Raw genomic sequence first — 16,888 nt, forward strand, 5'->3', positions numbered from 1 at the left:
AAATGAGAGTGAAAGAGCAATTGTTAACTTTGAGAGCGTATGTGCCTGGGAAAAACATTGAAGAAGTAAAAAGAGAATATGGTTTATCAAAAATTGTGAAATTAGCATCCAACGAAAATCCATTCGGTTGCTCAGCACGTGTGACAGAAGCATTAACTTCTTTAGCGAGCCAATATGCCCTTTATCCAGATGGATATGCCTTTGAACTTCGGACAAAAGTAGCGGAACATTTAGGTGTAAAAGCAGAACAACTACTATTTGGTAGTGGATTAGATGAAGTCATTCAAATGATTAGCCGAGCGTTACTACATGAAGGAACAAACGTTGTAATGGCGAATCCTACGTTTTCACAATATCATCACCATGCTGTTATTGAAGGAGCAGAAGTTCGTGAAGTATCACTTAAAGATGGTATTCACGATTTAGATGCAATGCTAGAGCAAGTAGATGAGAAAACGAAAATTGTATGGATTTGTAATCCGAATAATCCAACAGGTACATATGTTGAGAAACAAAAATTACTTTCATTTTTAGAATCAGTTCCTAAGTCGGCTCTCGTTATTATGGACGAAGCATATTATGAATACGCGGAAGCAGAAGACTATCCGCAAACATTACCACTTCTTGAAAAGTATGAAAATCTTATGGTTTTACGCACGTTTTCAAAAGCATATGGTTTAGCTGCTTTTCGTATCGGATATGCGATTGGGGATGCGAAGTTAATCGGACAGCTAGAAGTAGCTAGGTTACCATTCAATACATCAACTGTAGCCCAATCTGTAGCACTCGCTGCATTAGAAGATCAAGCTTTTTTACAAGATTGTGTGCAAAAGAATGCTGAAGGTTTAAATCAGTATTATGCATTTTGTAAAGAATATAACGTATTCTATTATCCATCTCAAACAAATTTCATTTTCTTAAAACTCGGTATACCAGGTAATGAAGCTTTCGAACGATTAATGAAAAAAGGATATATCGTTCGTTCTGGTGCTGCATTTGGTATCGATGATGGTATTCGTATTACTGTCGGTTTGAAGGAAGAAAATGATGAAATTATAGAGTTACTGAAAGAGCTTGTAAATGAGCAAGTACAGAAAGAAGAAACATATTCTTAAGAGATTGTGAAGGCTCCTATTATAGGAGCCTTTTTTATCGCATTCAAAATAAAGGTTGAAGACTGCTAATTAAGTTATTCTGTAAACCACGGTTTGTATGGCTTGATAATTAGTGAGAGAAGTTATTTGCACGGTCATAAAAGAAAGCGGTACAATAGAAGATGATGATAAGGTATCGGTGTCATATCCGAACCTTTTGAACAATTAACTACTCTGTAGGAAGAAGTATAAGAAGAAGCATGCTCATTCTAAAGGTTGCGTTCTAACAGTGAGTTGCTTATGATAAATGAACAGAAGAGAATATTTTTTAGAATTAAAGGAGACGTTTATGCAAAAGTTTGAACAAGCTGTTTCATATATTGAAAATGGTGAAGCAGAAAAAGGATTACAATTATTAAAAGAACAATTAAAAATTGCGAATGATGAAGAGAAGTATGATATCGCTCGTTACTATCATACACTTGGATTTACAGATGAGGCATTAGCAATTACTGAAGACTTACGTTTACTGTATCCAGAAGAAAGTGAATTCACTGTATTTTTAGCAGAATTATATATTGATCTAGATAAAGAAGATGAAGCGATTGAAGTGCTTCATGATATTCCAGAAAATGACGATTTATATGTTCAATCGTTATTACTTGTTGCAGATTTATTCCAAATGCAAGGTTTTGATGATGTAGCAGAGCAAAAACTATTAAAGGCGAAAGAAATGATGCCTGATGAACCTGTTATTACGTTTGGGTTAGCAGAATTATATAGTAGTAAAGGTGAAGAACAAAAGGCAATTACTTATTATGAATCGCTATTAGCGGAACATAAAGTAATGGGTGGTGTTGTGATCGCACTTCGCCTCGCAGAAACGTTAAGCGCGATCGGAAACTGGGAAGAAGCGATTTCTTATTATGAAGCAGGCCTAGAGGAACAAAAAGATATTCACTCATTATTTGGATATGCCTTCACATTATACCAAGGTGAAGAATATCAGAGAGCAATTGGTGCTTGGCAAGAACTAAAAGAATTAGACCCTGAGTACGCATCACTGTACATGTATTTAGCGAAAAGCTATGAAAAAGAAGGAATGCTTCAAGAAAGCTATGAAACGCTTCATGAAGGAATTAAAGTAGATGAGCTTTCAGTTCCATTTTATGTAGAGTTAGCGAACATTGCGGCGAAATTAGGAAAAATAGTAGAAGCAGAGGAAGTTCTTCAAAAAGCGCTTGAGTTAGATCCAGGGCATTTAGGTGCAACATTAAAATATGCATATATCTTAAAAGAACAAGAAAAGTACGAAGAGTTAATTGCAATTGTAGAGCGTGCTATTGATAGTGGAGAACCAGATACACAACTACTTTGGGATCTTGCGTATGCAAAAAAACAATTAGAAATGTATTCGGATGCATTAAAACACTATGAAAGTGCATATACTTCTTTTAAGAATCATCCAGACTTCTTAGAAGAGTACGGTTATTTCTTATTGGAAGAAGGAAAACGAAAAGAGGCGAAAGAAGTATTTACCCAGTTATTACAACTAGACCCGACACAAATTCATATTGAAGAGTTGTTATATAATTTAGAGGATTTTTCATAAGTTGGAAGGAAACTGAATGCCGCTTCTTGAATCTAAAAAGAAAAGAGAAAGACAGAGGAGGGACTTAATTGCTATGAATACCCCTGTTTCTGTAAACGAGAAGAAGGATTTTGTAAAATGGTTTTTGAATAATTACCAACTGAAACAGCGTGAATGTGTATGGATTCTGAATTATTTAATGAGTCACGACCAATTGATGCATAAAGTCCACTTCGTAGAGCATGCAAAATATTGTCCGCGTGGCTTAGTGATGTCAGCGAATTGTGTGAAAGACACACCGTTTCACTTTTTTAAACAAAATGTTATGACAACAGATGCTGAAAAATCGTTTCATGATATTCGTTTAAATCGAGATGAGGATATTTATATTCAACTCAACTTTAAATCATCGTTTCAAAATGCGAATTATGTAGCTGTATTAGAAGAAAACCCATATCTACCAAAGCATATTGAAGTAAATGAAAAAGATCGTTTACTTGCAGAAAGGTTTTTGGAAGAAAGTGTATTTTCGTTTAGGAGAGAACGCCTTTTGAAACAAATTGATGAAGCGTTAGATAAGCAAGATAAGGAAGCGTTTCATAGATTAACGGCAGAGTTAAAAACTTTATAGAATTTATTTGGATTAATAAATTTTTACAAATTTCAGACTTTCATCAAGAAAAACTACCTATATTGGGTAGTTTTTCTTTTTTTACCTCTTTTAGTATGGTTTAATATATATAAAGTGAAAGTTCTGTCATTTGTAAGTGAAGGAGGGAAGGAATTTGAAGTGGATTGTAAAAGATGTGGAACAGTTTGAGCAAGCAAGAGAGTATGTTGATACAGGAGTAATACCGCTGTTATCAATTTCGGCAGCAAAAGAAATGAAAATGGTTGTAGAACAAGGTGAATTTATCGAATTGTTGAGCACGGAATTGGAAAGAGAGTATAAGGGAAGAGTGCTTTTACTGCCTGCGTTTACGTATTTGGTAGAAAGTCAAAAGAATGAAAAAGGTCGTTTGCAAGAATGGACAAATCATTTACGAAGTGAAGGTTTTAAGCATATTGCTTATGTTACAAGTGATTTTTCATGGAAAGAGGATATGCAAGAGTTACAGGGAGATTTGTTTTGGTTTCCTTCATTAGCATTAGAACAATTTAGTGATCAAGCAAAAAGAGAAGTTATTCATGCACATATAAAAAATATAATGGTGATGTTGGAAGAGAAATGGGGAAACTCATAATAAACAGAAAGTTCTTATTATTATGAGTAGTATGATATTGACCTGTGCATGAGCGTATTATATCATGATAGTGTCCTAGTTTTTATTTTTTATATAATTTATCACGAGGGGACAATTTCTGATAGAGGGGGGAAATTTTCGTGAGCGAGAAAGAACATCGCGTGTCAAGAAGACAATTTTTAAATTACACACTCACAGGGGTAGGAGGCTTTATGGCTGCCGGTATTTTAATGCCGATGACGCGATTTGCGCTTGATCCGGTGTTAAGAAAAGAAGCGGGAACGGATATGGTTGCTGTTGCGCAAGTAAAGGATATTACAACAGAGCCGAAGCGTTTCGATTTTAAAGTGAAGCAGGTTGATGGTTGGTACAAGTCTGAAGAACCAAAATCAGCTTGGGTTCATAAAGATGAAAGCGGAGACATTGTTGCGTTCTCTCCAGTATGTAAACATTTAGGATGTACAGTTAACTGGAATTCGGACAAAGCACATCCGAATCAATTCTTTTGCCCATGTCACGGGGGGCGTTATACAAAAGATGGGATTAACATTAAAGGTACGCCACCCCTTGCTCCGCTTGATGTGTACGAGTCTAAAGTGAAAGATGGAACGCTGTATCTAGGAAAAGCGAAGCCAAGAGGGGGTGCAAAGTAGATGTTAAATAAAATTTATGATTGGGTGGATGAAAGATTAGATATTACACCAATATGGCGTGATATCGCTGATCATGAAGTACCTGAACATGTAAACCCGGCACATCACTTTTCTGCATTCGTCTATTGCTTTGGAGGACTTACCTTTTTCGTTACTGTAATTCAAATTTTATCTGGAATGTTTTTGACGATGTATTATGTGCCTGATATTAAAAATGCTTGGGAATCAGTTTACTATTTACAAAATGAAGTTGCTTATGGGCAAATTGTTCGTGGTATGCACCACTGGGGTGCTAGTCTCGTAATTGTAATGATGTTTTTACATACACTCAGAGTTTTCTTCCAAGGTGCGTATAAAAAGCCCCGTGAGTTAAACTGGATTGTTGGTGTTCTTATTTTCTTTGTTATGTTAGGTCTTGGTTTTACCGGATATTTATTACCGTGGGATATGAAAGCTTTATTTGCTACAAAAGTAGGGATTCAAATTGCAGAGCAAACACCGCTCATTGGTCCTTATATTAAAACATTACTCGCTGGTCATTCCGAAATTGTTGGCGCTCAAACATTAACTCGCTTCTTTGCTATTCACGTCTTCTTCTTACCAGCAGCACTTCTAGGTTTAATGGCCTTCCACTTCATCATGATTCGCAAACAAGGTATTTCCGGTCCACTATAAGAGATTGCTAAATTAAAGGGGAAAGAACTAAAGGAGGGAGATTATGCATCGCGGCAAAGGGATGAAGTTTGTAGGAGATTCTCGGGTACCAGTAGCTCGGAAACCAAATATTCCAAAAGACTATTCTGAATACCCAGGGAAAACAGAAGCATTTTGGCCGAACTTCTTGTTAAAAGAATGGATGGTTGGTGCAGTTTTTTTAATCGGTTATTTATGTTTAACAGTGGCGCATCCGTCGCCGCTTGAGAGAATGGCGGACCCAACAGATGCTGGATATATACCACTTCCAGATTGGTATTTCTTATTCTTGTATCAGTTATTAAAGTATTCGTATGCTTCCGGTTCATTTACTGTAATTGGAGCATTTATTATGCCAGGGATTGCGTTTGGAGCATTACTGTTAGCTCCATTTCTTGATCGAGGTCCAGAAAGACGTCCATTGAAGCGTCCTGTGGCAACTGGATTTATGCTTTTAGCAATTGCATCGATTATCTTTTTAACTTGGGAATCTGTAGCACACCACGACTGGGAAGCTGCAAAAAAACAAGGAGCAATTGTAAAAACAGCGCCAGTTGATAAAAATGATGATGGCTATAAATTAATGCAAAAAAATACTTGTTTAACATGTCATGGTGACAATTTACAAGGCGGGGCAGCAGCACCGGCACTGCAAAACTTAACTTTAAAGCCAGAAGAAATTGCTAAAATTGCGAAAGAGGGAAAAGGTTCAATGCCTAAAGGTGTATTTAAAGGTACGGATGAGGAACTGAAGAAGCTTTCGGAATTCGTTGCAAAGTATAATAAAAAATAATAAAAAAGCTGACTACAAAATTTGTAGTCAGCTTTTCTATTTAGTTGGATGAAGTTTGTTATAATAGAGTAGGATTTAGTGAATGAATTACTTTGCTTGAAAGGTGTTGGACATACGGATTGGTGTACTTGTATGCAATGTTAAGACAACGCTCGGTATTATTATTTTTATTAATTGTTAACTTATTAGGTACAATTTATGGATTTATATGGTACGGAAATCAATTGAAAGAAACGTCACCTATATTTTGGCCGTTTGTACCAGATAGTCCTATGGCGACTCTCTTTTTTGTCTTTGTTTTAATTGCTTTTTTGGCAAAGAGAAACTGGGGATTAATAGAAGCGTTAGCGATTGTAACTTTAATAAAATATGGTATTTGGGCTGTTGTTGTAAACGCGATTATGATTTACGTAAAAGGGCCTATAGGCTTTATGGGCTACATGTTAATGCTTTCGCACTTCGCGATGGCAATACAAGGATTTTTATATGCTCCATTCTATCGTATAAAAAAATGGCATTTTATAGTAGCAGCTGTGTGGACGTTGCATAACGATGCAATTGATTATTTATTTTGGCAAATGCCGCGATATGGAATTATGCATTTGTTTGTAGAGGAAATTGGTTATTTTACGTTTTGGTTAAGTATTGCTGTACTATGTATTACATATTATTGTTGCTTACGTGAGCAAAGAAAACAATTTTCTTTATGATGGTTAGAACATTTAGGGGGAGAACATGGAGAAAAATAAGAGTGGTACAAAAATATTGGATCGATTGATTACTTTAGTTGTTTCATATAGCATAGCATTTTCTATTTTTGCACTCGCAACAACGGCAGTTGTGTATGGAAAATGGTTGTATTATTTTGAAATTGATTTTTTAAATATTCCTGATTTAGCGGATATGACGAAGGATGAAATTAAAAGAAATTACGATGTGCTTATTACATATTTATCCCCGTTTTATGACGGAGCATTACATTTGCCCACATTAGATATGTCCACAAATGGCCGTATTCATTTTGTAGATGTTAAAAATATTTTAGTAAAGATTCAATATGTGATGTATGCGACAATTATGATTGCAGTGATAGGCGGAATTTATTTATTAAAAAAGAAAAATGAAAAGTTTTTACTGCACGGATCGATTTTAACAATCATTTTTCCGATAGCGCTTATGTTACCAATTGCTATTAATTTTGAAAAGAGTTTTGTATTATTCCATAAACTTTTATTTAGTAATGATTATTGGGTTTTTGATCCTGAAAAGGATCCAATTATATTAATGTTACCAGAAGAGTTCTTTATGCATGCTGCGTGTGCTATTTTATTATTCATTTTAGGTGGGAGTATACTTTGTTACAGTTTATATAGATATCTCGTAAAAAAGAAAAGGATGTCACAGAAAAAATTCTCTGCTTAAAGAGAATTTTTTTCTTTGTAAAACGATAATATATTTTTCGGTCTAGTTCTGTTCTATTCTTGTCCAAATTAACATATTTTGTACTAGTAGTTAAGGGGGGACCGGGATGAAGAGAACATTAATTGGATTGATAGCATTTCTAATTATAATGTTTCCGTTACGTATATATGCTGAAGAGTGGAATGAGCTAACAGGGTTGTTAGACGACTCGTTACAGTTAGTGAAGCGTAATGAAGATGAAAAAGCGGTACAAGTATTACAACATTTCTCGGAGCAGTTTTTAATAAAGGGGAATGAAAAGAAGCAGGAAGTAACACCAGATCAAGTTAGAGTTATTTCTTTAGCTTACGATAAGGCGCAACAATCGCTCTCTGAAGAAGGTTTAGGTAAGCAAGCTAAAATTGATAATGTGCTGGCATTACAACTTGCTGTTGATGCACAAGTATCGAAATATCAACCACTTTGGATGGAAAGAGAAAGGAAAGTAATGGATGCCTTTTCTCAAATGGAAAAAGCGATGGAAAAAGAAGATGCTGGGCAGTTTCAACAAACGTTAAATACGTTTTTAAATGAATTCAATATTATTTATCCAAGCTTAATGATTGCTTTGCCAGAAAACGAGGTCCAGCGTGTAAATGTTCATTTATCTTATTTAGATGAATTTCGTAACGTTATGTTAAAAACGAAAGGCGGCCAAATGCAATTAGGGATTATTAAAGGGGATTTGCAAAAGATATTTCACACAGTAAAAAAAGATGAAATTGCACCCTCTCTCATTTGGTTTATGACAATTACTGGGGGACTTATTTTATTCACATTAACTTATGTTGGATGGAGAAAGTATAAAGGAGAGAGAGAAAAAAGAAAAAGTAATGTACATTCTAAAAATAGATAATGCAATAAATAAAGATATGGATTGTAAGGTTTATTCATTGACAATAGTGGCAGAAGAAAATAGAATGAGAAGTACTATAATTAAAACTTCAATGGAGGTTCATGATGTTTTATTTAATTTACTTCGCGATCATAATGATCATACCGTTGTATGCACAGTCAAGAGTACGTAGTGCCTATAGCAAGTATTCACAAGTTTATTCAACATCAGGTATGACAGGAGCGGAAGTGGCTCGAAAAATTTTAGATGAAAATGGATTATACAACGTAGCTGTAGAAGAAACACCAGGTCATTTATCAGACCATTATGATCCAACCGCTAAGACGGTTCGATTATCAACAGATAACTATTATGGACATTCAGTTGCTGGTACAGCAGTTGCAGCACACGAAGTAGGACACGCAATTCAAGATGCACAAGATTATAACTTTATGCGTATTCGTCATTCGTTAGTTCCTGTGGCTAATTTTGGATCGAATATATCATGGGTATTTATTATGATTGGTATATTTGCGACAATGTCAAAACTATTGTTATTAGGTATCATTTTAATGGCAGCAGGTGTTGTGTTCCAGCTCGTTACATTGCCAGTTGAGTTTGATGCGTCAAAGCGCGCAATGCAACAAATTGAAGCGTTAGGTATTGTATCAACAGATGAATATGGGCAAGCTCGTAAAGTATTAAATGCGGCAGCATTAACATATGTAGCAGCTGCAGCTGTAGCTGTATTTGAATTATTACGTCTCGTATTAATGTATACTGGTATGCAGCGTAGCGACGACTAAAGACTATCAATTTTGATAGTCTTTTTTTGTTGTGTGGATTGAATTATATAATGTATTGCAAATAGAAATAATAGAAGTAATGCGGAAAGGTGGTGGGGGAAATGAAATATCCAGACCATTTAGTAAAACAAGTGCAAAAGCGTAGTGCTCCTTATCAACTAGAAGGTTTTTTAAGTGGACAAGGTCCTGAAAATCCCAAATTTATGTTGTTAGGAGAAGCACCTGGTGAAACAGAAATTCATAATGGGATTCCGTTTAGCGGGAGGGCGGGAAAACAATTAATGGTTTTTTTAGAGCGTATCCACGTTACAAGGGAAGAAGTATATATTACGAGCGCTGTTCGGAGTAGACCTTATAAATGGCGAGAGAAAAAAGAACGAAATGGTGAAATCATACAAAAAAAGTATAATAGAACGCCAAATCAGGGAGAAATAGTTGCCCATGCGCCTTTGTTAGATTATGAATTAGAGAAAATACATCCGAAGCTTATCGTCACGCTTGGAAATATCGGTCTTCAACGTTTAACAGGAAAAAATAAAAAAATCACAGATGTACACGGGCAATTATTAAAACAGCCCATTCAAAAATTAAAGGATATGCAAAGTGCAGAGTTTACATGGTCAGAGAAAGAATATCATGTTTTTCCGACTTTTCATCCAGCTTCCATTTTTTATAATCGGAGTTTATTGGAGTTTATTCATGAGGATTTTGAGAAGCTTAAAAGACTTGTAATAAAAAACTAGAAAAGCTAAGGCGCTTTTCTAGTTATATTTAATTATGTAAAGGGTTTTTATTTTCATCTAACGTAAACCCTTCACCAACTACATCATGTACATCACTTACAGCGACAAAAGCATGAGGATCTACAGAAGTAATGATATTCTTTAATTTCACGATTTCATTTTTAGCAACAACGCAATACAATACATTACGTTCCACTTTTGTATACGATCCAACAGCTTTTAAAAAGGTTGCTCCGCGCTCCATTTCAGATAAAATTTTGGCAGCAATTTCATCGTTTTTCTCTGAGATAATAGTCGCTCCTTTGGCAGCATAAGCTCCTTCTTGCATAAAATCAATGACTTTAGCACCGATAAAAACAGCAACTAGCGTATACATGCCCTCACGGTATGATAAATAGGTAAGAATAGAGACGACGATAACGACAGCATCAAACATAAACATTGTTTTCCCCATACTCCAGCCAACATATTTGTGCGCTAGTCGTGCGATAATATCTACACCGCCAGTAGTCCCGCCATATTTAAATATTATTCCAAGGCCGATACCGATAAATGCCCCGGCGAATAAAGCTGCGAGTGTCATATCATTTTGCAAGTTTAAATGTAAGTTGAGTACTTCGTAACGCTGGAAAATCCATAGAAATAAAGATACGCTAAAGGTTCCAATTAATGTATATAAAAATGTCGTTCTGCCAAGTAACCTCCAGCCAATAAAAAATATAGGGATATTTAAAATTAAGTTTGAGTAGGAAGGATCAAACTTAAATAAAAAATACAATAATAGTGTAATACCAGTAAACCCACCCTCTGCAAGGTGGTTTTCAATATTGATATTGACAATACCGAAAGAAAATATAGCGGAACCAATTAAAATAAAAATAATATTTCGCATCTTCAATTTTGATGTCATATAGAAATCCCCCTAATTATGTAATGATTGCATTGCTCCGCTGAAACGGTAAAACATAATAATAAGTAATTTCTAGTTGCTAGTGAAAATAGTAAGAACCTGATTGATGTGGGCTGATTTTTTGTGAAAAGTGCAAAAGAAAGTTTCACTTTATCCCGCTCTAAAGGCTGATAGGAGATGAAGCAAAGAAGAGGGGCAAACCAGCCGTAGGAACCCGGTTGGTGTGGGCTGATCTTTTGCAAAAATCGCAAAAGAAGTTTCACTTTACCCCGTACCAACGGCTGGTAGGAGATAAAGCTCTGAAGAAAGGCAAACCAGCCGTAGGAACCCGATTAGTTCAACTAATCTTTTGCAAAAAAATCGCAAAAGAAGTTTCACTTTATTATAGTCTATCCAAAAATGGGTCGCAAATAGGTGTTTGGCGGGGAATAATATTTGTCAAATCGCGATGAATTGGCTAACATGAAAGAGGAAGGATTAGAGGTGAATAGTATGGAAGCAAAAACGATGAAAGATATGCAGAAAGAAGTAGATGCATATATTGGTCAGTTTAAAGAAGGTTATTTCAGTCCGCTTGCAATGATGGCTCGTTTAACGGAAGAAATGGGAGAGCTTGCAAGAGAGGTAAATCATTATTATGGTGAGAAACCGAAGAAAACAACTGAAAAAGAAAGAAGTATTGAAGAAGAGCTTGGAGATGTATTATTTGTTATGATTTGTATGGCAAATAGTTTAAATATTGATTTAGAGACAGCACATAACATTGTAATGAATAAATTTAATACACGTGATAAAGATCGCTGGACACGTATTGATGAGGGAGAGAAAGAATAATGAAAGAAATTAAAGTAATTATCGCCGGACCAAGAGGACGTATGGGACATGAAGCAGTCCTTCTTATGGAAAGAACGGAACATTTTAATTTAGTAGCAGCGGTGGATTATAAGCATGGTGGTGAGAAGATTTCTGATTTACCTGGCATGCCAGCATTACATGCGCCGATTTACGCTGATTTACATACTTGTTTAGATGAAGTAGAAGCAGATGTGTTGTTAGATTTAACAACACCAGAAGTGGGGAAACAACACGTTACACTTGCAGTTGAGCGTGGACTTCGTTCGGTTATTGGTACAACTGGATTTACAGAAGAAGAATTGACACGTTTAACAGAGAATGCAAAAGAAAAAGCAGTAGGAACAATTATTGCTCCAAACTTTGCAATTGGTGCAGTTCTTATGATGAAATTCTCACAAATGGCAGCGAAATATTTCCAAGATGTTGAGGTAATTGAATTACATCATGATCAAAAATTAGACGCACCATCTGGTACAGCTGTAAAAACGGTAGAGTTAATTCGCCAAAATCGTGAATCAAAGCAGCAAGGTCATCCAAATGAAGTAGAGCAACTAGCAGGTGCACGAGGTGCAAATGTAGACGGTATTCACATTCATAGTGTACGTTTGCCAGGGCTTATTGCACACCAAGAAGTAATGTTTGGTGGAGATGGACAAATGTTAACAGTTCGTCATGATTCATTCAATCGTGCATCATTTATGTCAGGTGTAAAACTATCAATTGAGACAGTAATGAACCTTGATCATCTTGTGTACGGTTTAGAAAATATTATCGACTAAAGGGGAGACAACGGATGAAAATTGCCTTAATCGCACATGACAAAAAGAAAAATGATATGGTTTCGTTTGCATACGCATATAAACCAATTTTTGAACAACATGAATTATTTGCAACAGGAACGACAGGGCTTCGCATTATGGAAGCGACTGGATTAGTTGTAACAAGATATCAATCTGGCCCTCTTGGTGGAGATCAAGAAATTGGTGCAATGATTGCAAAGAACGATTTAGATATGGTGATTTTCTTCAGCGATCCATTAACAGCACAGCCGCATGAACCGGATGTGAATGCATTACTTCGTTTATGTGATGTATATGCGATTCCACTTGCAACGAATATGGCAAGTGCTGAAATGTTAATGCATGCATTAGAGCGAGGAGATTTAGATTATCGTAAGTTAAGAAAATGAGGGGAACAATTATGAGTGGATTACATATATTAGCGTTTGGTGCTCATGCCGATGATGTTGAAATCGGCATGGCTGGTACCATCGCTAAATATACAAAGCAAGGGTATGAAGTAGGTATTTGTGATTTAACAGAAGCTGATCTTTCTTCAAATGGAACGATAGAGTTGAGAAAAGAAGAAGCGAAGGTCGCAGCTCGTATAATGGGAGTAAAAACGAGGCTGAATTTAGCGATGCCAGACCGTGGTTTGTATATGAAAGAAGAGTATATACGTGAAATTGTCAAGGTGATCCGTACATATAAACCAAAACTAGTTTTTGCGCCGTACTATGAAGATCGCCATCCAGATCATGCAAATTGTGCAAAGCTTGTGGAAGAGGCTATTTTTTCAGCAGGAATCCGTAAATATATGCCGGAACTTTCACCACATCGTGTGGAGTCTTTTTATAATTATATGATTAATGGTTTTCATAAACCGAATTTTTGTATAGATATAAGTGAGTACCTCTCTATAAAGGTGGAAGCATTAGAAGCGTATGAAAGTCAGTTTTCAACAGGGAGTGATGGTGTTAAGACACCGTTAACAGAAGGTTACGTTGAAACTGTGATTGCTCGTGAGAAGATGTTTGGAAAAGAAGTTGGAGTCTTGTATGCCGAGGGATTTATGAGTAAGAAACCGGTTTTATTACATGCTGATTTATTAGGGGGATGTAAATGAAATTAAAAATAGGTATTACATGTTATCCTTCTGTAGGTGGTTCTGGAGTTGTTGGAACAGAATTAGGAAAGCAATTGGCGGAACGTGGGCATGAAATTCACTTTATTACATCGGGTTTACCATTCCGGTTAAATAAAGTATATCCAAACATTTATTTTCATGAAGTGACGGTAAATCAATACTCTGTATTTCAATATCCACCATACGATTTAGCGTTAGCAAGTAAAATGGCCGAGGTTGCACAAAGAGAAAACTTAGACATTTTACATGTGCATTACGCAATACCACATGCAATTTGTGCATATTTAGCAAAACAAATGATCGGAGAGCGTATTAAAATTGTTACAACCTTACATGGAACAGATATTACTGTGTTAGGTTCCGACCCTTCGTTAAATAATTTAATTCGTTTTGGTATTGAGCAATCGGATGTTGTTACTGCTGTCTCGCATTCATTAATTAACGAAACACATGAGCTTGTAAAACCAAGTAAAGAAATTCAAACGGTATATAACTTTATAGACGAACGTGTATATTTCAAGCGTAATATGTCTCAATTAAAGAAAGAATATGGTATAAGTGAGAGTGAAAAAGTACTTATTCATATTTCGAATTTCCGTAAAGTGAAACGTGTGCAGGATGTTGTTCAGGCATTTGCTAAAATTGTTAAAGAAGTAGATGCGAAGTTGCTTCTTGTTGGAGACGGACCAGAATTCTGTACGATTTTACAGATAGTGAAGAATTTACATATTGAAGATCGCGTTTTATTCCTAGGGAAGCAAGATAATGTTGCAGAACTACTTGCGATGAGTGATTTAATGTTGCTTCTATCAGAGAAGGAAAGTTTTGGTCTTGTTTTATTAGAAGCAATGGCGTGTGGTGTACCTTGTATCGGAACACGGGTTGGAGGTATTCCAGAGGTTATTCAACACGGGGAAACAGGATATTTATGTGAAGTTGGCGATACAACAGGAGTGGCAAATCAAGCTATTCAGCTATTAAAGGACGAGGAACTTCACCGTAATATGGGAGAACGAGCAAGAGAAAGTGTTTATGAGCAATTTCGCTCAGAAAAAATTGTTTCACAATATGAAACGATTTACTATGACGTACTAAGGGATGACAAAAATGGAAAGATTTAAAAAAGCTAGTTCTATTATTGAGACATTAAAGCAACAAGGACATGAGGCTTACTTTGTTGGTGGGAGCGTACGAGATCTTATTATCGATAGGCCGATTGGAGATATTGATATTGCGACATCTGCTCTACCAGAAGAAGTGATGGCTATATTCCCAAGAAATGTTCCTGTTGGTCTTGAGCATGGAACTGTAATTGTTGTAGAAAATGGTGAGCCCTATGAGGTAACTACTTTTCGAACAGAAAGCGAATATGAAGATTTTCGAAGACCTAGTAGTGTTCAATTTGTTCGTTCATTAGAAGAGGATTTAAAACGTCGTGATTTCACGATGAATGCAATTGCTATGACAGAAGAAGGCAAAATGGTCGATTTATTTGCTGGACAGGAAGCCATTCAACAGAGAGAAATTGTGACAGTTGGAAATGCTGCGGATCGTTTTCAAGAAGATGCCCTGCGAATGATGCGTGGTATTCGGTTTGTAAGCACGTTAGGTTTTTCATTAGAAATGAAAACGAAGCAAGCGATTGAAACGTATGGGCATTTGCTAGAACATATAGCAATTGAGCGTATTACAGTAGAGTTTGAGAAACTGTTAACTGGTACATATTGTGTGAAAGGTCTCAAAGAATTAGTAGAGACGAAGCTATTTTCTCATTTGCCATATTTACAAATGTCAGAAGAGAGACTGTTAAAAGCTACGCAGTATAAATGGGATTCTTTCGAAACGGATATTGAGGCGTGGGCATTTTTCTTATATTGTATCGGAGAAGAACATCCATCTGTCTTTTTACGTCAATGGAAGTTTTCGAATAAAAAAATAAAAGATATTGTTGCAGTTTTATTGACAATCCGTACTAGAAAGGAGAAGGATTGGGATACAGTCCTTCTTTATAAAACGGGAATTCATATCGCTGAAATGGCAGAGAGAGTATATGAAGCGATGATTGAACGCTATGACCCTACATCTGTTGAACGAGTACAATCAATGTTTCATGCATTGCCAATCCAGGAGCGTCAAGAAATGAATGTGACTGGTAATGATTTATTAAACTGGGCAAACAAAAAGCCTGGTCCGTGGGTTGCTGAGATGCTTCAGAAAATCGAAGAAGCAATCGTACAAGGAAACGTAGTTAATGAGAAAGAGCGTATAAGGGAGTGGCTACAAGGATGCAATCTACTATAAGAAAGCAGTTATTGCAAGTTTTTTCTGAAGCGGATGGCGAGTTTGTATCCGGCCAAACAATTAGTGATAAACTTGGTTGTTCAAGAACTGCTGTGTGGAAACATATGGAGGATCTGCGGAGTGAGGGATATGAACTTGAAGCTGTGCGTCGATTAGGTTACCGAATTGCAAGTAAGCCAGACAAAGTGACCGCTAATGAAATTCAGTTAGGGCTACAAACGCAGCGGATTGGTAGAACAGTGTATTTTGAAGAAACTGTTGAATCAACGCAGCACATTGCAGCAAAACTTGCTTATGAAGGTGCAGAAGAAGGAACAGTCGTTGTAGCAGAAGAACAAACAGCGGGAAGAGGTCGTTTAAGCAGAAAATGGCATTCACCAAAAGGAACAGGGATTTGGATGAGTATTATTTTACGCCCATCAATACCAGTTCATCATGCACCGCAACTTACTTTGTTAGCGGCCGTTAGTGTTGCACAGGCAATTGAAAAATGCACGGGTGTAAACGTAGGAATAAAATGGCCAAATGATATTTTAATTCAAGGTAAAAAGGCTGTAGGTATATTAACAGAAATGCAAGCGGATCCTGATAAAATTAATGCTGTCATTATGGGCATCGGTATTAATGCGAATCAAAAGCAAGAACATTTTGATGAAGAAATTCAGCACATTGCTACTTCATTAGCGATTGAATCAGGTAAGCCGATTGTTCGTGCAGAACTTATGCAACAAATCTATTTACAACTAGAAAAATTATATGAAGAGTATTTACAAAATGGTTTCTCTGTCATTAAAATTCTTTGGGAAAGTTACGCTGTGAGCATCGGGAAAGAAATTACCGCTCGAACGATGAGAGAGACAATTACGGGGTTAGCAAAAGGAATCACAGAGGATGGTGTATTACTTCTGGAGGATCATGAGGGGAAAGTACATCATATTCATTCTGCAGATATTGAAATTAAGTAAAAGAAGTTCCTCTTTTGG

At 36.3% G+C, this 16,888-nt stretch carries 20 protein-coding genes; 19 read left to right on the forward strand and 1 reads right to left on the reverse strand.

Going from position 1 to position 16,888, the window contains the following annotated elements; genetic code table 11:
- Positions 1–2 precede the first annotated feature (2 nt).
- The 12 genes from hisC (at position 3) to MHH55_RS01935 (ending at position 9,913) form a co-directional block, all read left to right on the forward strand.
- Positions 3–1,115 (forward strand): histidinol-phosphate transaminase, encoded by a 1,113-nt coding sequence (gene hisC, locus MHH55_RS01880; RefSeq protein WP_001264023.1) that lies wholly within the window; start codon positions 3–5, stop codon positions 1,113–1,115.
- A 328-nt stretch (positions 1,116–1,443) separates the two neighbouring features.
- Positions 1,444–2,706, forward strand: coding sequence for a tetratricopeptide repeat protein (locus MHH55_RS01885; RefSeq protein ID WP_001168671.1), 1,263 nt, complete (start codon positions 1,444–1,446; stop codon positions 2,704–2,706).
- Positions 2,707–2,779: 73 nt separating this feature from the next.
- On the forward strand, positions 2,780–3,316 hold the full coding sequence (locus MHH55_RS01890; protein WP_001095925.1) for a ReoY family proteolytic degradation factor: 537 nt from the start codon (positions 2,780–2,782) through the stop codon (positions 3,314–3,316).
- A 154-nt stretch (positions 3,317–3,470) separates the two neighbouring features.
- Positions 3,471–3,929, forward strand: a complete 459-nt coding sequence (locus MHH55_RS01895; protein WP_000871313.1) for a YpiF family protein — start codon at positions 3,471–3,473, stop codon at positions 3,927–3,929.
- Between the two features lie 140 nt (positions 3,930–4,069).
- Positions 4,070–4,582 carry a menaquinol-cytochrome c reductase iron-sulfur subunit gene (gene qcrA, locus MHH55_RS01900; protein WP_001290418.1) on the forward strand — a complete coding sequence of 171 codons (513 nt, stop codon included), beginning with the start codon at positions 4,070–4,072 and terminating at the stop codon, positions 4,580–4,582.
- Positions 4,583–5,257, forward strand: a complete 675-nt coding sequence (gene qcrB / locus MHH55_RS01905) for a menaquinol-cytochrome c reductase cytochrome b subunit (RefSeq protein ID WP_000932700.1) — start codon at positions 4,583–4,585, stop codon at positions 5,255–5,257.
- A 43-nt stretch (positions 5,258–5,300) separates the two neighbouring features.
- Positions 5,301–6,068, forward strand: coding sequence for a menaquinol-cytochrome c reductase cytochrome b/c subunit (gene qcrC / locus MHH55_RS01910; protein WP_000554603.1), 768 nt, complete (start codon positions 5,301–5,303; stop codon positions 6,066–6,068).
- A 119-nt stretch (positions 6,069–6,187) separates the two neighbouring features.
- Entirely contained in the window at positions 6,188–6,778 is a 591-nt protein-coding gene (locus tag MHH55_RS01915) for a DUF1405 domain-containing protein (protein ID WP_134266030.1), read from the forward strand.
- Positions 6,779–6,803: 25 nt separating this feature from the next.
- Positions 6,804–7,490: a lipoprotein intramolecular transacylase Lit gene (gene lit, locus MHH55_RS01920; protein WP_000414378.1), complete on the forward strand. Its 687-nt coding sequence runs from the start codon at positions 6,804–6,806 to the stop codon at positions 7,488–7,490.
- A 106-nt stretch (positions 7,491–7,596) separates the two neighbouring features.
- The gene (gene ypjB, locus MHH55_RS01925; RefSeq protein WP_000831584.1) at positions 7,597–8,385 is read left to right on the forward strand and encodes a sporulation protein YpjB; all 789 of its coding nucleotides are present in this window, start codon (positions 7,597–7,599) and stop codon (positions 8,383–8,385) included.
- Positions 8,386–8,486: 101 nt separating this feature from the next.
- Positions 8,487–9,170 carry a zinc metallopeptidase gene (locus tag MHH55_RS01930; RefSeq protein WP_011109966.1) on the forward strand — a complete coding sequence of 228 codons (684 nt, stop codon included), beginning with the start codon at positions 8,487–8,489 and terminating at the stop codon, positions 9,168–9,170.
- Between the two features lie 101 nt (positions 9,171–9,271).
- Positions 9,272–9,913 (forward strand): uracil-DNA glycosylase, encoded by a 642-nt coding sequence (locus MHH55_RS01935; RefSeq protein ID WP_000876877.1) that lies wholly within the window; start codon positions 9,272–9,274, stop codon positions 9,911–9,913.
- Positions 9,914–9,941: 28 nt separating this feature from the next.
- Here the strand turns inward: MHH55_RS01935 and MHH55_RS01940 are convergent, their stop codons facing one another.
- A complete protein-coding gene (locus tag MHH55_RS01940; protein WP_000202121.1) occupies positions 9,942–10,823 on the reverse strand; it encodes a YitT family protein in 882 nt (293 codons plus the stop codon).
- Between the two features lie 492 nt (positions 10,824–11,315).
- Between MHH55_RS01940 and MHH55_RS01945 the strand changes: the two genes are divergently transcribed.
- From MHH55_RS01945 to MHH55_RS01975, 7 genes are read left to right on the forward strand one after another with little or no spacing between them, the layout of a single operon-like run.
- Positions 11,316–11,657 carry a nucleotide pyrophosphohydrolase gene (locus MHH55_RS01945; RefSeq protein WP_002108639.1) on the forward strand — a complete coding sequence of 114 codons (342 nt, stop codon included), beginning with the start codon at positions 11,316–11,318 and terminating at the stop codon, positions 11,655–11,657.
- Complete coding sequence (dapB, locus tag MHH55_RS01950; protein ID WP_000658813.1) at positions 11,657–12,457, forward strand: dihydrodipicolinate reductase; 801 nt, start codon at positions 11,657–11,659, stop codon at positions 12,455–12,457. The genes MHH55_RS01945 and dapB overlap by 1 nt, the downstream gene beginning before the upstream one ends.
- A 14-nt stretch (positions 12,458–12,471) precedes the next feature.
- A complete protein-coding gene (gene mgsA, locus MHH55_RS01955) occupies positions 12,472–12,867 on the forward strand; it encodes a methylglyoxal synthase (protein ID WP_078186183.1) in 396 nt (131 codons plus the stop codon).
- 11 nt (positions 12,868–12,878) lie between these two features.
- Entirely contained in the window at positions 12,879–13,583 is a 705-nt protein-coding gene (gene bshB1, locus MHH55_RS01960) for a bacillithiol biosynthesis deacetylase BshB1 (protein ID WP_000015673.1), read from the forward strand.
- Positions 13,580–14,725 carry an N-acetyl-alpha-D-glucosaminyl L-malate synthase BshA gene (gene bshA / locus MHH55_RS01965; protein ID WP_000768305.1) on the forward strand — a complete coding sequence of 382 codons (1,146 nt, stop codon included), beginning with the start codon at positions 13,580–13,582 and terminating at the stop codon, positions 14,723–14,725. The genes bshB1 and bshA overlap by 4 nt, the downstream gene beginning before the upstream one ends.
- Positions 14,712–15,905, forward strand: a complete 1,194-nt coding sequence (locus tag MHH55_RS01970; RefSeq protein ID WP_000439321.1) for a CCA tRNA nucleotidyltransferase — start codon at positions 14,712–14,714, stop codon at positions 15,903–15,905. Before bshA ends, MHH55_RS01970 begins: the two co-directional genes overlap by 14 nt.
- On the forward strand, positions 15,890–16,870 hold the full coding sequence (locus MHH55_RS01975; protein ID WP_078186182.1) for a biotin--[acetyl-CoA-carboxylase] ligase: 981 nt from the start codon (positions 15,890–15,892) through the stop codon (positions 16,868–16,870). Before MHH55_RS01970 ends, MHH55_RS01975 begins: the two co-directional genes overlap by 16 nt.
- Positions 16,871–16,888 lie beyond the last annotated feature (18 nt).

Source organism: Bacillus sp. FSL K6-2944 (assembly GCF_038005385.1).
Lineage (GTDB): Bacteria > Bacillota > Bacilli > Bacillales > Bacillaceae_G > Bacillus_A > Bacillus_A cereus.

Bases quoted from the DNA above. Each gene is read 5' to 3' on its own strand.
- hisC (WP_001264023.1), top strand. From the start codon at position 3: ATGAGAGTGAAAGAGCAATTGTTAACTTTGAGAGCGTATGTGCCTGGG.
- MHH55_RS01885 (WP_001168671.1), top strand. From the start codon at position 1,444: ATGCAAAAGTTTGAACAAGCTGTTTCATATATTGAAAATGGTGAAGCA.
- MHH55_RS01890 (WP_001095925.1), top strand. From the start codon at position 2,780: ATGAATACCCCTGTTTCTGTAAACGAGAAGAAGGATTTTGTAAAATGG.
- qcrB (WP_000932700.1), top strand. From the start codon at position 4,583: ATGTTAAATAAAATTTATGATTGGGTGGATGAAAGATTAGATATTACA.
- qcrC (WP_000554603.1), top strand. From the start codon at position 5,301: ATGCATCGCGGCAAAGGGATGAAGTTTGTAGGAGATTCTCGGGTACCA.
- lit (WP_000414378.1), top strand. From the start codon at position 6,804: ATGGAGAAAAATAAGAGTGGTACAAAAATATTGGATCGATTGATTACT.
- ypjB (WP_000831584.1), top strand. From the start codon at position 7,597: ATGAAGAGAACATTAATTGGATTGATAGCATTTCTAATTATAATGTTT.
- MHH55_RS01930 (WP_011109966.1), top strand. From the start codon at position 8,487: ATGATGTTTTATTTAATTTACTTCGCGATCATAATGATCATACCGTTG.
- MHH55_RS01935 (WP_000876877.1), top strand. From the start codon at position 9,272: ATGAAATATCCAGACCATTTAGTAAAACAAGTGCAAAAGCGTAGTGCT.
- MHH55_RS01940 (WP_000202121.1), bottom strand. From the start codon at position 10,823: ATGACATCAAAATTGAAGATGCGAAATATTATTTTTATTTTAATTGGT.
- MHH55_RS01945 (WP_002108639.1), top strand. From the start codon at position 11,316: ATGGAAGCAAAAACGATGAAAGATATGCAGAAAGAAGTAGATGCATAT.
- dapB (WP_000658813.1), top strand. From the start codon at position 11,657: ATGAAAGAAATTAAAGTAATTATCGCCGGACCAAGAGGACGTATGGGA.
- mgsA (WP_078186183.1), top strand. From the start codon at position 12,472: ATGAAAATTGCCTTAATCGCACATGACAAAAAGAAAAATGATATGGTT.
- bshB1 (WP_000015673.1), top strand. From the start codon at position 12,879: ATGAGTGGATTACATATATTAGCGTTTGGTGCTCATGCCGATGATGTT.
- bshA (WP_000768305.1), top strand. From the start codon at position 13,580: ATGAAATTAAAAATAGGTATTACATGTTATCCTTCTGTAGGTGGTTCT.
- MHH55_RS01970 (WP_000439321.1), top strand. From the start codon at position 14,712: ATGGAAAGATTTAAAAAAGCTAGTTCTATTATTGAGACATTAAAGCAA.
- MHH55_RS01975 (WP_078186182.1), top strand. From the start codon at position 15,890: ATGCAATCTACTATAAGAAAGCAGTTATTGCAAGTTTTTTCTGAAGCG.